Below are 14,918 nucleotides of genomic sequence, written 5' to 3' on the forward strand. Positions count from 1 at the left end.
ACTAACCTCATGCCTTAGCGTGTTAAAAACGCCCCTGATCACAAGACCAGGGGCGAAAATATTTAAGATCTATTAAGCCATAGGATAAACTTTTTATTAGAGCTGAGGACCTGCAGATACAAGTGCCTTACCAGCTTCATTTCCTGTGTACTTAACGAAGTTCTTCTGGAATCTTGATGCAAGATCCTTAGCCTTCTCTTCCCATTCAGAAGCGTTAGCATATGTATCTCTAGGATCAAGGATTGCAGGATCAACTCCAGGAAGCTCTGTAGGAACTTCGAAATCGAAGAATGGAATCTTCTTAGTAGGAGCCTTAAGAACATCACCGTTAAGGATTGCATCGATGATACCACGAGTATCCTTAATAGAGATTCTCTTACCTGTTCCGTTCCAACCTGTATTTACAAGGTAAGCCTTAGCACCGGACTTCTCCATCTTCTTAACGAGCTCTTCAGCATACTTTGTAGGATGAAGCTCAAGGAATGCCTGACCGAAGCAAGCTGAGAATGTAGGAGTAGGCTCTGTGATACCTCTCTCTGTACCAGCAAGCTTAGCTGTGAAACCAGACAGGAAGTAGTACTTAGTCTGCTCAGGTGTAAGGATTGATACTGGAGGAAGTACTCCGAAAGCATCAGCTGAAAGGAAGATTACGTTATCAGCATCAGGACCTGAAGAGATCTTGTTAACCTTCTGTGCGATCTTATCGATGAACTCGATAGGATATGATACACGAGTATTCTCTGTTACGGACTTGTCATCGAAATCGATCTTGCCGTCAGCAGCTACTGTTACGTTCTCAAGGAGAGCGTTTCTCTTGATAGCATTGTAGATATCAGGCTCAGACTCTTTGTCAAGGCCGATAACCTTAGCATAGCATCCACCCTCAAGGTTGAATACGCCGTTGTCATCCCAGCCGTGCTCGTCATCACCGATGAGGAGTCTCTTAGGATCTGTAGAAAGTGTTGTCTTACCTGTTCCTGAAAGACCGAAGAAGATAGCTGTGTGCTTACCTTCCATATCTGTGTTAGCTGAGCAGTGCATAGAAGCGATGCCCTGAAGAGGAAGGAAATAGTTCTGCATTGAGAACAGACCCTTCTTCATCTCTCCGCCGTACCATGTGTTAAGGATAACCTGTTCCTTAGATGTTACGTTGAAAAGAACTGCTGTCTCAGAGTTAAGTCCAAGTTCCTTGTAGTTCTCAACCTTAGCCTTAGAAGCGTTGTAAACAACGAAGTCAGGCTTGAAGTTAGCAAGCTCTTCATCTGTAGGACGGATGAACATGTTCTTAACAAAGTGTGCCTGCCAAGCTACTTCCATGATGAAACGAACAGCAAGACGTGTTCCTTCATTAGCTCCGCAGAAACCATCTATAACATAAAGCTTCTTGCCTGAAAGCTCTTCTACTGCAAGCTTCTTACAAGCATCCCATGCAGCCTGTGATGCTCTGTGGTTATCGTTAGGATATTCTTCAGATGTCCACCATACTGTATCCTTAGACTTCTCATCTTCTACGATGAACTTATCTTTAGGAGAACGTCCTGTGTAAATACCTGTCATAACGTTAACAGCGCCAAGCTCTGTTTCCTGACCCTTATCAAAACCTGTAAGAGAAGGATCTGTCTCATCCTTGAAAAGCTGTTCGTATGAAGGATTGTAAACAACTTCTTTGACATCAGAGATGCCATACTGTGATAAATCTACATTGCTCATTTTTTAAGCCTCCTTTATGGACAATTAAAAATTTGCGGTTGAAATGTGGAGTGAGTTTCCACACGAAAACTTGTGTCTGATAACCTATCACAAATTCAATCGTTAGCTGCAAAAATGTTTTGCAGCATAAAGATTAGTATGATAAAAGTTTACCAATCTACACCCGTCATTATACATGGTTTTAAGGTCTATGTCATCATAAAATCCAAAATACAAAGTTAAAAAATTGTAAAATTCCTTGTATTTTAAGTATGTGGAACGTTAGCTTTTGTTAACGTTCCACATGGACATTCGCCAAGTATTATATCGGCAATTTTGACCAAAAACATTAGCCTGTTATTCAAGAATGAAGCTATCATGCCTCTATCTCAAAACACATGCATCCGTGAGGATTAAGAGCTATCTTGTCTCCGTTTTCAAGACTTCCCTGTCGTCCTGACCATATCTCTGTACAGCTGACTTTTGCATCTTTATCAAAACCATAGTCTTCAAACTTAAGCTTTACTTCTTTGACTTCATCATTAAGATTGAAGATCGCAAGATATTTTATGCCATCCTTGGTCTTGGACATCCAGGTTACTATGTCTTTTTTCCTTGAGATCTGACGAGCCTTACGTCCGTCTCTGTGCATCTTAAGGAGTTTCTTGTTAGTAAGAAGACCCAGTGTGAACGGGTCGTTGTCGCGAAGCTCTCCGCCGAACATAAGAGGTGATCTGAATATGCACCAAAGTGTCATGAGAAGTCTCTGCTCATCCTGAGTGAAGTTTGTCATCCTGTCATCATGCCTGTCAGGTGTAGTCCTTACTCCGATGTGACCAAGAGGAAGCATATCACAGTCCGGCCAGTGATCCTTGCATCCGATTCCTGCCCATGCATCAGCTCTTTCGAACATGCCATAGAGAAGTTCCCACTTGTCCCAGAAATCATCTGTCATACGCCACATATTGGCATTCTCTAACAGGAAGTCCTTCTGGTCAACTCTTGCAGGTCCCGGTGAAAGGCTAAGGACTATAGGTCTTCCGCACTTCTCGATTGCATTTCTGATAAGTCTTATCTCAGAAAAACCTGCTCCTGGTGCGTCAGGTCCTACGTCAACTCTTGCAAGGTCATCAACCTTGACATAGTCAACTCCCCAGCTGGCATAAAGCTCAAATATTGAGTCATAATATTCCTGAGCGCCTTCCTGACTTGCATCAACTCCGTACATATCTGTATTCCATACACAGATAGATGCAGGATGTGCTATGTCTCTTGCTGTCTTATCAGTTCCAAGTATCTTGGTATTTCTATGAACTGCCTGACGCGGGATTCCGCGCATGATGTGGATACCGAACTTAAGACCCATATCATGGATCTGATCGGCTATAGGCTTAAAGCCCTGTCCACCTTTAGATGATGGGAATCTGTTCTCTGCAGGGATAAGTCTTGAATACTCATCCATGTTGAGCTCTGCGAACTTGTGATACCAGCATGAATCTGCTGTTGGCTCTGACCACTGAATGTCACAGACTATATACTCCCATCCGTACTCCTTAAGATTCTCTGCCATGTATCTTGCATTACCAAGGAGTTCTTCCTCGGTTACACTTGCTCCATAACAGTCCCATGAATTCCATCCCATGGGGGGATATTTGGCTACATGCTTGTCTGACATACTGCTCCTCCTGGCTTTGATCTCTTTTCAAAGCTTGTTAGTCTTTTTTTATTAATGCCTGATAGATTTCACGTTTCTGAACGCCTCTATCTAATGCAACTTTTTTCATAGCATCCTTATGAGATACTCCCTGGCTTTCGTAGTACTCCATGTGCTCTTCTATTGACATGGAAAGCCACTCTTTTTGCTTTTCCTTTTTCTGGTCATTAAGGCTCTTTCCTTCTATGACCATGACATATTCGCCTCTTGGGTCGTTTTCATTATAATAATCTATTGCAGCTTTAAGAGTTGTCGGCATTACTTCTTCAAATCTCTTGGTAAGTTCTCTGCAGATAGCCATATTGCGGTCGCCAAGTGTTTCATACAGGTCTGCAAGAGCCGCTTTTAGATGATGAGGTGCTTCGTAGATTATCATGGTACGACTCTCATCCTTGAGATCTTCCAAGATATCTTTCCTGGCTTTCTTGTCATCACTTCCGGGCAGGAATCCTTCGAAACAGAATCTTCTGGTTGGAAGCCCGGAAAGAGTCAGGGCTGTGATGCATGCAGCCGGTCCCGGAAGAGATGTTACTGTGATGCCTGATTCATGGCACATCTTAACAAGGACTTCACCGGGATCAGATATTCCGGGAGTTCCTGCATCTGTTATAAGGGCGATGTTCTTGCCTTCCTTCATCTGATCTATAAGATAATAGGCCTTGTCTACCTTGTTGTATTCATGGTAGCTGGTCATAGGTGTATGTATATCAAAATGAGTCAGAAGATGTATGCTGTTTCTGGTATCCTCTGCAGCTATGATATCAACCATATTAAGAGTCTCTAAAACTCTTGCTGTTATATCTTTAAGATTGCCTATGGGGGTTGCACACAGATAGAGCATTCCACATTTACTATTTGTATTATTATTCATATTATTACTCATATTTATTGCCACTTGCTATTATAATTCATTAATACCTATATCATTAATATCCATATATATCATATACTTCTTTGGTATATTCGCCCGGTGCTTTATATATGACAAGCGGTCTTTCTACAGCTATCCTTGGCTTGCCGCCTCTGACAGCCTCGATCAGTACCATGTTAGGTTCCTTATCAATATAAGGGTATACCAATTGCATACGTTTGGGTTCAAGGCTGTGCTTTGTAAGTGTCACCATGATCTCAGACAGGCGGAATGGCCTGTGAACAAGGAACAACTTACCTGAAGGCTTTAACAGCTTCTTGGCCTGCTCTGCTACGTCTTCAAATGTACACATGACTTCATGTCTTGCAATAGCCTTGGGAGAATCCGGATTCTGAAGTCCGTGACCTCCTATCATATATGGGGGATTGCAGGTTATCACATCAAAAGAGGCGGCTCCGAATATACTACTTGCGTCCTTTATATCACCACGTACTATAGATACTCTTGGAGCAAGGTCATTTAGATCTATACTCCTTGCCGCCATTTCTGCACTATCTTCCTGAATCTCCAGACCTATCAGCTCACGGGCCTTTGTTTTAGAGGACAAAAGAATAGGAAGGATGCCTGTTCCGGTGCCCATATCTAGTACACGCTTTCCTTCCATGTTGTTGCCTACTGCTATACCCTTGACCGGATCTGCAGATACAGCAAAGCCGGACAAAAGTACAGCATCCATCCCAAAGCAGAAACGTTCAGGATCTTGTATTATCCTAAGTCCGTCTCTTTGAAGATCATCTATCCTTTCACCCGGCTTTAACTTAACTTCCATTAGAAAATCCCATCCAATTACTGATTTGAATCCTGACCAGAGCTCTGACGAGAGTTTGTCTGCTGATTACCATTTGACTGATCAGCAGCATTAGCATTAGGATTCTGACGTCTGTTATTATGGCGGTTGTTGTGACGATTACCGCCTCTTTGACCATTACCGTGGCCGTTATCATGTGAGTTTTGGTTGTCCTGCCTGCGTCCATTACCCTGTGAATTATTGTCGCGATTATTGTCAGATCTGTTTCTGTTGTCGTTATTTTTGTTGTTTACATTTTTGTTGTCATTATTTCTGTTATCGTAGTTCCTACTGTCTGAACTGCTGCCATGTTCTCTATTGTCGTAAGTTCTGTTATCAGCATTCCTTGTGCTGTTCTCTATATTGTCGGAATTTCTGCCGTCATTATTTCTGGAATCAGCGCTCTTGTTGTAAGCATTCCTATTGTCATTATTTCTATTATCAGAATTTCTGTTATTGTTATCGCTTCTTTGAGGTCTGGAGCCCCTTGAACCTTGATTTTTGTTATTTCTTCCCTGATTTCTTGGCTGCCCCTGATTAGGAGTCTCCTCACTGTCAAGGTCTCCGCTTGTACCGCTATCCTCAAGAGCCTTTAATTCTTCAAGGCTTACTTCTTCGATCCTATCAGCCTTAGCTTCATTACCATGCTTGGACTTCTTCCTTACAAAGTGTACCTGATCAGCTGTATAATCGTGAACCTCTTTTTCATCATTAACATCTACAAGGATACGGACAGTCTGACGCAGTACACCTACATTAGCAACCTCACCTTCAAATCCGTCATCTGTTCTTACGATATCTCCAACCTTAGGAAGCTTCTTGTTGAGCTCTTCATAGACCTCTTCTTCATTCTTAAGACAGCACATAAGTCTTCCGCACACACCGGATATCTTGGTAGGGTTAAGAGAGAGGTTCTGTTCCTTGGCCATCTTGATAGACACAGGCGCAAAATCAGAAAGATATGAATGGCAGCAAAGAGGTCTTCCGCAGATTCCATATCCGCCTATTATCTTGGTCTCATCTCTTACACCGATCTGGCGCAGCTCTATCCTGGTCCTGAATACAGCCGCAAGATCCTTAACAAGCGCACGGAAGTCAATCCTTCCATCTGCAGTAAAGTAGAAAAGGATCTTATTGTTATCAAAAGTATACTCAGCGTCAATAAGCTTCATATCAAGGCCGTGCTTACGGATTTTCTCCTGACATACCTTGAAAGCTTCCTTCTCTTTGACTCTGTTCTCTTTTTCCTGATTCTCATCAACTTCATTGGCAATACGGATGACTGTCTTGATTGGCTTTACAACCTTCTCATCCTCAACGTCATATGCAGGAGCCACAACAGTTCCGTACTCTATGCCTCTGGCAGTCTCCACGATAACATGGCTGCCTCTTTTAATTTCTAATTCTCCCGGATCAAAAAAATATATCTTTCCGGCAGTACGAAAACGTACGCCTATTACTCTGGTCATCTTAACCTCGTTTCTATGATGATTTAGGATCATTTTCAATCTATTAAATTTTTTTATTATTAAGAAACTTTTTGTCCACTTATAACTATATGACTTTCAACCTTGGCAAGCTATTCATGCCATATTATCCTTTATTCCGATCATAAGCATCTCAACTGCAATGTCGGGATTGACGTTAACTTGTATCCTTCTTCGCGTCTTAGTGATAAGTTTGACTATGGCATTTAAGCCCTCAAAAGTGCATTTTTCAGCCGTATCTCTAATATACGATAGGTCGCCTGCGAAAATCAAGCCCCCGTCACTTTCCGTGGCTTTATATACCAGTACATCCCTAAAAAAGAACAGCAGCATATCCAAAAAATCGGATATAACTTCCTTCTTGTCAGCATTCGCTTCATTCCCTGATTCGTCCAGAGGTGTCTCTATTTCTTTGACCATATCAAGGATCTCATGGAGCTCTTTTCGGCTTATCTTCTGAAGAAGGCCAAAGGTCTGCTTTCTCATCCTGTCGAAGTCTTCATTCTGAGACAGCATGATCGCTTTGCCCACATTACCCCTTGCAAATGAGACGCACAGATCCGCCCTATAATCAGGAGTATGGTACTCTTTCATGAGAAAATTCTTAATAGCATCATCCGGCGCCGGCTTCATGGGAAGCACTACGCACCTTGAAAGAATCGTTGGCAAAAAGACATCAAGATTGTCTGTAAGTATCAGCATGACAACGTAAGACGGCGGCTCTTCCAGCGTCTTTAAAAGCGCATTCTGAGCCTGAATATTCATTTTTTCTCCATCAGGGAAAATATAGATCTTGTAAGGCCCTGCATATGGCTTGATAACAACATCGTCACAGATAGCACGGACTTCATCAACACTTATAGTGTTTGGCTTGTCGTGGGTTACTGTTATTATATCAGGATTACTGCCGCTTTCTGCCTGAATGCAGGAATGACACTCGTGACATGGCTCTAAAAGGCCGTATTCTTCATGCCTGTCTGTGCACTGCAAAGTCTGCGCGAATATTCTTGCAATGAACTCCTTGCCGGACTCCTTTTCTCCTGTGATTATATATGCATGCGATGCTTTACCTGTACGCAGCGCATTCTGCAGATGATCTATCATCTGCTTTTGTCCGATTATATCGGCAAAATCAGCCATTCCCAGTCCTCTTTTTACAAATAATGATTATCGCTACATATGTACTGACACATTCATAGACTTACAAAAATACATTATTGAACGTAAAGTTCAATAACTCAAGTAAAAATATCAAGTATCAGCCCTTCAATATCGCCTATTCTCCCCATTATAGCGATATGATCCTTCTCATCTTTGAAAAGCTCCTGCGTAAGAGCATCAAGATTCTCATTAACAAGTCTCACTATTCCGTATACGCGGTGGCGCCCTTTTCTATCCAGAAAGTTCTCTCTGGAAAAAGCATGTGATCTTGTAATGACTTCGTTGAGGAATTCCTTGATAAGCTTCCTATACCTTTGCATATCTCTGATATCATGCTTCTTGCCAATAAGCTTGCCTTGCTGCTGTATGTCCTGCATCATAGTCGTAAGGCGTTCTGCAAGGGTTGAGTCTTCAAGTTTTGATGCCAGAGTGAACTTAAACTGATCATCAACTATCTGGGCAGCATCTGTCTGCTGTACTTGCTGAGTCTGCTGCACTTGACCGACTTTAATATCCATGCAATCGCCTCCTTACGCTTTATTATCACGCAGGAATAAAACTTATAAGATCACATCCAGATCCTACGCAAGGCAACCGATCTTTGATACTAAAAGTCCTCTTACAGATAACAAATATCAGACACCCATATCTTTTAGGTATGACGTTATCTCACCCAGTATCTGATCAATTGAGCCCTCGTTATTGAATCTGCGCGTGATTCCTGCTTCTTTTATCTTTTCTTCGGAAAAATCTTCCTCGTCTGCAAGATATCTACGGCACATCTCATCATACTTGGGGTGCTCTTGTTTATTCTCCCTGTGCATGGCTCTCTCCATGCGGATCCTGTCAGAGATCTCGATATAAACAGGAACCACCTTGTCGGCCCCAAAATATTCCTTCATGGACTCATAGGCTTCAAGAGTACCGATCATCAGAAAGCTTCCAAGGCTTAGATCTATCTGCCCGTCATCTACGGTAAAATATCGCCACGGTCCATAACATGTGTCGTAAGTACGTCCTTCTATTATCTTTCGGTCATTCAAAAACTTCTGATAACCCTCTTCATCACAAAAGTAGTACTGAACGCCATTTTCTTCCTTGTCTCGCATGGGTCTTGTGGTATATAAAACAACTTTTTTTAGATCCAGAATATGCTTTTCCAGAAGATTTTTATAAACTGTATCTTTTCCTGTAGTGCTCTTACCCATGAGCAGAACTATTTTCCCCATATTAAACCTCACAATGTATATTTAATTTCAGGTAATAACTCTTATCTTACCTGTCTCTGAAATTCCCTGAACATTAAGTCCTTTGGATAAACTGTCGCGGATAGTACTTACAATATCTTGAGAGATCTCTTCTCCGGGAACTATGATAGGTATCCCAGGCGGATATAAGTTCACGAAATCTCCTGCTATACGTCCTACTGCTGATTCCAGGATCACCTCTTCATAGCCGCTATCCCATGCATCACGCAAAGTCTTTATAGCTTTTGGAGCCGTATCCGTAGAAAGAGTATCATTCTTTAACCTCGTGTCGCGAGCAAAGCCCAGTCTTCTATCTATATCTTCTACGGCCTCTATAAGTCTATCTATGCCCTCTATGGTGTCCATGCCAGTGATTATCATAAGAACATAGGTTTCACATGCCATCTCAGGCTGCAGAGCGTATCTGGTCCTCAGCAGATCATATAGCTGTGATCCGCTTATAGATGTATTCCTGCAGGAGATAACTACCTTGCATGGGTCATTGACTATATTATCATCCGGGATCTCAAGGTGCTGTAACTGTCTTGTAGCATCTATGATCTTGTCATGATAAGACATAAGGCTATCGGCCCACAGATTCCCATTAGCAGTCATATAAGTGATGCAGTCATCAATAGACGCCATCATAAGATACGACGGACTACTAGTCTGATAGATCCTTAGAAACCTCTTAAGCCTGTCCCTGTCAACTATCGTCCCATTCACATGTAAAAGCGCTGTCTGAGTGATGCTGGGAAGTGTCTTATGAAGACTGTGTATTACAATATCAGCTCCCCCTTCAATAGCACCTTCACTTATACGATCACTTATTCCAAGATGTGCCCCGTGAGCTTCATCTACTATCAAAGCTGCGCCATATGAATGGGCTATGTCAGCAATAGCCCTGACATCCGAATACACACCCTCATAAGTAGGTGATGTGATAAACACTGCTTTGATAGAAGTTCCCGCCTTAAGCGCAGCATCTATATCTTCCGGCTTAACAGCGCCGCAGAAATCATAGCCGCTTATACGCTGAGGATATAAATATTCCAGCTTAAGATTTCTAAGATAGGCAGCATGATATAAAGACTTGTGACAGTTCCTTGCAGTAAGGATAGTATCTCCATCGCCTGTAACAGCCGATATGGCCGACAGAACGCCGCAGGTCGAGCCATTTACAAGGAAGTATGTCTCACCTGCCTTATACAGAGCATTAGCCCTGTTCTGGCAATCCATTATAATATCTCTTGCATCATGCAGGTTATCAAAGTCATCTATCTCTGTAATATCATGATCAAAGAAAAGAGCTGTATCCATGCCGCAGCCTGCATTTCTCTTATGGCCCGGCATATGATAAGGATACATATTGCTTCTGCTAAGATCACCAAGCTTATCCCATAACTGTCCCAATAGTATCTCCAAATGTATTATTATCTGCAAAACTTTGCACTACCACTATTAATAACTTATCTATTATACCATGACAGGACTATCTTGAATATTGTAAAGAATCTTCACTATTGCATCGTATATTTGAAAGAAAATAAGATCATCATATATCCCCAATAGGATATTTGATGATCTTATGAGTTTAATACCAGAAAATATGACATAAAAAAAGACATAAGATATACTTATGTCGAAAATAAAAAAAGTGCCTTGAACAGGAATCGAACCGGTGACACACGGATTTTCAGTCCGTTGCTCTACCAACTGAGCTATCAAGGCACAGAGTAGCGGGGACAGGATTTGAACCTATGACCTTCGGGTTATGAGCCCGACGAGCTTCCAGACTGCTCCACCCCGCGTCATTGAAGTTCTTCAAGAACTCCCACTATTGCAAATATTAAGTTATCAAGTGGGTGGCGGTGGATTCGAACCACCGAAGCAATTTGCAGCAGATTTACAGTCTGTCCCCTTTGGCCACTCGGGAAGCCACCCTTATGAAAAAAGCCGATGAGCGGACTCGAACCGTTAACCTGCTGATTACAAATCAGCTGCTCTGCCAATTGAGCCACATCGGCGTTTTCATAGAAAACTTTAGATAAAATCTAAAGCGTGGGACCTACAGGGCTCGAACCTGTGACCCTCTGCTTGTAAGGCAGATGCTCTCCCAGCTGAGCTAAGATCCCGTATTTAATTAGCTGGACTTCTACGATGTTCTGTAGAAGAACGACCCGAATGGGGCTCGAACCCATGACCTCCGCCGTGACAGGGCGGCGCTCTAACCAACTGAGCCACCGGGCCTTATATATTAAGCACAAAATGTATCGTGCCTTTGAACAAAAAAAGTGCCTTGAACAGGAATCGAACCGGTGACACACGGATTTTCAGTCCGTTGCTCTACCAACTGAGCTATCAAGGCACAAAGTAGCGGGGACAGGATTTGAACCTATGACCTTCGGGTTATGAGCCCGACGAGCTTCCAGACTGCTCCACCCCGCGTCATTGAAGTCCTTCAAGAACTCCCACTATTATCAGTATGAAGTTAACGAGTGGGTGGCGGTGGATTCGAACCACCGAAGCAATTTGCAGCAGATTTACAGTCTGTCCCCTTTGGCCACTCGGGAAGCCACCCTTATGAAAAAGCCGATGAGCGGACTCGAACCGTTAACCTGCTGATTACAAATCAGCTGCTCTGCCAATTGAGCCACATCGGCGTTTCATAAAAAACTTTAGATAAAATCTAAAGCGTGGGACCTACAGGGCTCGAACCTGTGACCCTCTGCTTGTAAGGCAGATGCTCTCCCAGCTGAGCTAAGATCCCATATTTAATTAGCTGGACTTCTACGATGTTCTGTAGAAAGCGACCCGAATGGGGCTCGAACCCATGACCTCCGCCGTGACAGGGCGGCGCTCTAACCAACTGAGCCACCGGGCCTTATTCTTTATTGTTCCCTGAAAACCGAACACTGAATACTATATCAGTTTGTTTCTATGTTGTCAACCACTTTATTTGAAAGTTCTTCAAGACTTTTTTGGTTAAGTCCTCGACCTATTAGTACACATCAGCTGAGAATGTTACCACTCTTACACCTTGTGCCTATCAACCTCGTACTCTCCAAGGGGTCTTACCACTTGCGTGGGGATATCTCATCTTGAGGGGGGCTTCACGCTTAGATGCCTTCAGCGTTTATCCCTGCCAGACTTGGCTACCCTGCCTTATGCGATTGCCTTCGCAGCAGATACACCAGCGGTCCGTCCATCCCGGTCCTCTCGTACTAAGGACAGCTCCTCTCAGATATCCTACGCCCGCGCCGGATAGGGACCGAACTGTCTCACGACGTTCTGAACCCAGCTCGCGTACCACTTTAATGGGCGAACAGCCCAACCCTTGGGACCTGCTACAGCCCCAGGATGTGATGAGCCGACATCGAGGTGCCAAACCACTCCGTCGATGTGAACTCTTGGGAGTGATAAGCCTGTTATCCCCAGGGTAGCTTTTATCCGTTGAGCGATGGCAATCCCACGTTCTGCCACCGGATCACTAAGTCCTACTTTCGTACCTGTTCCACCCGTCGGTGTCACAGTCAGGCTCCCTTATGCCTTTGCACTCTTCGGATGGTTTCCGTCCATCCTGAAGGAACCTTTGAGCGCCTCCGATACTCTTTCGGAGGCGACCGCCCCAGTCAAACTCCCCGCCAGACATTGTCCCCGGACCGGTTTCACGGTCCATGGTTAGAAATCCAGTACGGTAAGGGTGGTATCCCAACAGCGGCTCCTTTGCAGCTGACGCCACAATCTCTTAGCCTCCCACCTATCCTGTACATACAATACCGGATCCCAGTATCAAGCTGGAGTAAAGCTCCATGGGGTCTTTCCGTCCTGGCGCGGGTAGCCAGCATCTTCACTGGCACTTCAATTTCACCGGATGCATTGCCGAGACAGTACTCAAATCATTACGCCTTTCGTGCGGGTCGGAACTTACCCGACAAGGAATTTCGCTACCTTAGGACCGTTATAGTTACGGCCGCCGTTTACTGGGGCTTAAATTCAAAGCTTCGATTGCTCTAACCTCTCCTCTTAACCTTCCAGCACCGGGCAGGCGTCAGCCCATATACTTCACCTTTCGGTTTCGCATAGACCTGTGTTTTTGCTAAACAGTTGCTTGAGCCTCTTCTCTGCGGCCCTCATATACTCATACATGAGGGCTACCCTTATCCCGAAGTTACGGGTACATTTTGCCGAGTTCCTTAGCAATGCTTCTTCCGTCGGCCTTAGGATTCTCTCCTCATCCACCTGTGTCGGTTTACGGTACGGGCAGATATCACACTATAGCGGCTTTTCTCGACAGGTCCTCCGGACACTTCACTACTTTATTTCGCTCCGCATCACACAGCTCGATCCCGAAAGGGGTTTTCTCCCTTTCCTCTTGCCATGCTTGCCCCGGGCTGCTCTCCCGGGCTGTCCTTATTACCTGTGTCCCCACAGTTCTGATGATATCTGGTGCAGGAATATCAACCTGCTGTCCATCGGCTACGCCTTTCGGCCTCGTCTTAGGTCCCGACTTCCCCAGGGCAGATCAGCTTTACCCTGGAATCCTTGGATATTCGGCCTGAGGGATTCTCACCCTCATCTCGCTACTCATTCCGGCATTCTCTCTTCATAACGCTCCGCTGCTCCTTATCGGTACAGTTTCTACGCTCTTATGAATGCTCCCCTACCGATCACTTATACCCGTAGATACAAGCAATCCCTAGGCTTCGGTGTCGTGTTTTAGCCCCGGTAATTTTCGGCGCAGGACCTCTCGGCTAGTGAGCTATTACGCACTCTTTGAATGGGTGGCTGCTTCTGAGCCAACATCCTAGCTGTCTATGAAATCCCACATCCTTTTCCACTTAACACGTACTTTGGGACCTTAGCCGTAGATCTGGGCTGTTTCCCTTTTGACTGCCCAACTTATCTCGTGCAGTCTGACTCCTGTGCTTAACCTGACTGGCATTCGCAGTTTGATAATCTTTGGTAAGCGGTGAAGCCCCCGCGGATATTCAGTGCTCTACCTCCAACAGGCACGCTACAAGGCTAGCCCTAAAGCTATTTCGGGGAGAACCAGCTATCTCCGAGTTCGATTGGAATTTCTCCCCTATCCACAGCTCATCGCCACCCTTTTCAACGGATGTGCGTTCGGACCTCCACAGCCTTTTACGGCCGCTTCATCCTGTCCATGGATAGATCACCCGGTTTCGGGTCTATGTATACTGACTATTCGCACTATTCACACTTGGTTTCCCTTCGGCTTACGTGTCTTAAACACTTAACCTTGCCGGTATACATAACTCGCCGGACCGTTCTACAAAAAGTACGCGATCACTCGTATATAGAGCTTTCGCAGCTTGCAGGCACAGGGTTTCAGGTTCTCTTTCACTCCCCTCCCGGGGTCCTTTTCACCTTTCCCTCACGGTACTATGCGCTATCGGTCACTAAGTAGTATTTAGCCTTACGGGGTGGTCCCCGCTCATTCAGACAAGGTTTCACGTGTCTCGTCCTACTCTGGATTCTGCCTCGTCTCTTCCACTTTCACATACACGGCTTTCACGTTCTCTGGCAGGTCTTTCCAGGACCTTTCTGTTAGCAGATTTGAATCGATCATGCAGTCCGAACCCCGGAAAGCAAGCTCTCCGGTTTGGGCTCTTCCGCGTTCGCTCGCCGCTACTTACGGAATCACTTTTGTTTTCTCTTCCTCCGGCTACTTAGATGTTTCAGTTCACCGGGTTCCCGGCCTTAACCTATGGATTCAGTTAAGGTCAACCAGGGTCTCCCTGGTTAGGTTGCCCCATTCAGATATCTGCGGATCACAAAGTATTTGCCTCTCCCCGCAGCTTTTCGCAGCTTATCACGTCTTTCATCGGCTCTTAGTGCCAAGGCATCCGCCCTGCGCCCTACATAACTTAACCTGTTA

The 14,918-nt window shown here is 44.5% G+C and carries 9 protein-coding genes, 12 tRNA genes and 1 rRNA gene; all 22 read right to left on the minus strand.

What is annotated here, in order from left to right:
• Window positions 1-96: 96 nt before the first annotated feature.
• The 22 genes from pckA to I7804_RS02520 all read right to left on the minus strand — a co-directional run bounded on the left by pckA (window position 97) and on the right by I7804_RS02520 (window position 14,913).
• Window positions 97-1,710 (minus strand): phosphoenolpyruvate carboxykinase (ATP), encoded by a 1,614-nt coding sequence (gene pckA, locus I7804_RS02415; RefSeq protein WP_248404772.1) that lies wholly within the window; start codon window positions 1,708-1,710, stop codon window positions 97-99.
• A 355-nt stretch (window positions 1,711-2,065) separates the two neighbouring features.
• The gene (locus I7804_RS02420; protein ID WP_022755666.1) at window positions 2,066-3,364 is read right to left on the minus strand and encodes a glycoside hydrolase family 27 protein; all 1,299 of its coding nucleotides are present in this window, start codon (window positions 3,362-3,364) and stop codon (window positions 2,066-2,068) included.
• A 37-nt stretch (window positions 3,365-3,401) separates the two neighbouring features.
• On the minus strand, window positions 3,402-4,274 hold the full coding sequence (gene rsmI / locus I7804_RS02425; RefSeq protein ID WP_022759234.1) for a 16S rRNA (cytidine(1402)-2'-O)-methyltransferase: 873 nt from the start codon (window positions 4,272-4,274) through the stop codon (window positions 3,402-3,404).
• A 55-nt stretch (window positions 4,275-4,329) separates the two neighbouring features.
• Entirely contained in the window at window positions 4,330-5,103 is a 774-nt protein-coding gene (locus I7804_RS02430; RefSeq protein ID WP_110072447.1) for a tRNA1(Val) (adenine(37)-N6)-methyltransferase, read from the minus strand.
• A gap of 17 nt (window positions 5,104-5,120) precedes the next feature.
• The gene (locus tag I7804_RS18910; RefSeq protein WP_282570458.1) at window positions 5,121-6,590 is read right to left on the minus strand and encodes a PSP1 domain-containing protein; all 1,470 of its coding nucleotides are present in this window, start codon (window positions 6,588-6,590) and stop codon (window positions 5,121-5,123) included.
• 114 nt (window positions 6,591-6,704) lie between these two features.
• Complete coding sequence (locus I7804_RS02440; RefSeq protein ID WP_092041399.1) at window positions 6,705-7,748, minus strand: ATP-binding protein; 1,044 nt, start codon at window positions 7,746-7,748, stop codon at window positions 6,705-6,707.
• A 98-nt stretch (window positions 7,749-7,846) separates the two neighbouring features.
• A complete protein-coding gene (locus I7804_RS02445) occupies window positions 7,847-8,287 on the minus strand; it encodes a YaaR family protein (protein WP_248404774.1) in 441 nt (146 codons plus the stop codon).
• 117 nt (window positions 8,288-8,404) lie between these two features.
• Window positions 8,405-8,998 carry a guanylate kinase gene (locus tag I7804_RS02450; RefSeq protein WP_027217306.1) on the minus strand — a complete coding sequence of 198 codons (594 nt, stop codon included), beginning with the start codon at window positions 8,996-8,998 and terminating at the stop codon, window positions 8,405-8,407.
• Window positions 8,999-9,025: 27 nt separating this feature from the next.
• Entirely contained in the window at window positions 9,026-10,429 is a 1,404-nt protein-coding gene (locus I7804_RS02455; RefSeq protein ID WP_248404776.1) for an aminotransferase class I/II-fold pyridoxal phosphate-dependent enzyme, read from the minus strand.
• A gap of 245 nt (window positions 10,430-10,674) precedes the next feature.
• Window positions 10,675-10,747 (minus strand) — tRNA-Phe (locus tag I7804_RS02460).
• Between the two features lie 6 nt (window positions 10,748-10,753).
• Window positions 10,754-10,827: transfer RNA gene (locus I7804_RS02465), tRNA-Met, on the minus strand.
• 51 nt (window positions 10,828-10,878) lie between these two features.
• Window positions 10,879-10,960 (minus strand) — tRNA-Tyr (locus I7804_RS02470).
• A 10-nt stretch (window positions 10,961-10,970) separates the two neighbouring features.
• Window positions 10,971-11,043 (minus strand) — tRNA-Thr (locus I7804_RS02475).
• Between the two features lie 35 nt (window positions 11,044-11,078).
• Window positions 11,079-11,151, minus strand: a tRNA-Val gene (locus tag I7804_RS02480).
• A gap of 41 nt (window positions 11,152-11,192) precedes the next feature.
• A tRNA-Asp gene (locus tag I7804_RS02485) sits at window positions 11,193-11,266 on the minus strand.
• 45 nt (window positions 11,267-11,311) lie between these two features.
• Window positions 11,312-11,384, minus strand: a tRNA-Phe gene (locus I7804_RS02490).
• A 6-nt stretch (window positions 11,385-11,390) separates the two neighbouring features.
• Window positions 11,391-11,464 (minus strand) — tRNA-Met (locus I7804_RS02495).
• Between the two features lie 51 nt (window positions 11,465-11,515).
• Window positions 11,516-11,597: transfer RNA gene (locus I7804_RS02500), tRNA-Tyr, on the minus strand.
• Window positions 11,598-11,606: 9 nt separating this feature from the next.
• A tRNA-Thr gene (locus I7804_RS02505) sits at window positions 11,607-11,679 on the minus strand.
• Window positions 11,680-11,713: 34 nt separating this feature from the next.
• Window positions 11,714-11,786 (minus strand) — tRNA-Val (locus tag I7804_RS02510).
• A 40-nt stretch (window positions 11,787-11,826) separates the two neighbouring features.
• Window positions 11,827-11,900 (minus strand) — tRNA-Asp (locus I7804_RS02515).
• Window positions 11,901-11,997: 97 nt separating this feature from the next.
• Window positions 11,998-14,913 (minus strand): 23S ribosomal RNA (locus I7804_RS02520).
• Window positions 14,914-14,918: the final 5 nt, after the last annotated feature.

It is taken from the genome of Butyrivibrio fibrisolvens (assembly GCF_023206215.1).
Lineage (GTDB): Bacteria > Bacillota > Clostridia > Lachnospirales > Lachnospiraceae > Butyrivibrio > Butyrivibrio fibrisolvens_C.

Excerpts from the sequence above, each read along its gene's own strand:
- I7804_RS02440 (WP_092041399.1), bottom strand. The coding sequence starts at position 7,748 with ATGGCTGATTTTGCCGATATAATCGGACAAAAGCAGATGATAGATCAT.
- rsmI (WP_022759234.1), bottom strand. The coding sequence starts at position 4,274 with ATGAATAATAATACAAATAGTAAATGTGGAATGCTCTATCTGTGTGCA.
- I7804_RS18910 (WP_282570458.1), bottom strand. The coding sequence starts at position 6,590 with ATGACCAGAGTAATAGGCGTACGTTTTCGTACTGCCGGAAAGATATAT.
- I7804_RS02445 (WP_248404774.1), bottom strand. The coding sequence starts at position 8,287 with ATGGATATTAAAGTCGGTCAAGTGCAGCAGACTCAGCAAGTACAGCAG.
- I7804_RS02430 (WP_110072447.1), bottom strand. The coding sequence starts at position 5,103 with ATGGAAGTTAAGTTAAAGCCGGGTGAAAGGATAGATGATCTTCAAAGA.
- I7804_RS02420 (WP_022755666.1), bottom strand. The coding sequence starts at position 3,364 with ATGTCAGACAAGCATGTAGCCAAATATCCCCCCATGGGATGGAATTCA.
- pckA (WP_248404772.1), bottom strand. The coding sequence starts at position 1,710 with ATGAGCAATGTAGATTTATCACAGTATGGCATCTCTGATGTCAAAGAA.
- I7804_RS02450 (WP_027217306.1), bottom strand. The coding sequence starts at position 8,998 with ATGGGGAAAATAGTTCTGCTCATGGGTAAGAGCACTACAGGAAAAGAT.